General features: G+C 51.8%; 1 rRNA gene. It reads left to right on the forward strand.

Going from position 1 to position 255, the window contains the following annotated elements:
• A 23S ribosomal RNA gene (locus MFP24_RS24435) occupies nt 1–255 on the forward strand; the annotation flags it as partial.

Below are 255 nucleotides of genomic sequence, written 5' to 3' on the forward strand. Positions count from 1 at the left end.
GTACCGTGAGGGAAAGGCGAAAAGAACCCCGGCGAGGGGAGTGAAACAGAACCTGAAACCGTGTACGTACAAGCAGTGGGAGCCCCACCACCAAAACACTTCCGGGCCGAAAGGCGATGCGGATGTCAAGGTGACGGTTGTCATCGCGTTTTATGCGATGACCAACACACAAAACAAGCAGTGAGTGTTTTGGGGTGGGGTGACTGCGTACCTTTTGTATAATGGGTCAGCGACTTATATTCTGTAGCAAGGTTA

The sequence above is a fragment of the Brenneria tiliae genome (assembly GCF_023347575.1).
GTDB lineage: Bacteria > Pseudomonadota > Gammaproteobacteria > Enterobacterales > Enterobacteriaceae > Brenneria > Brenneria corticis.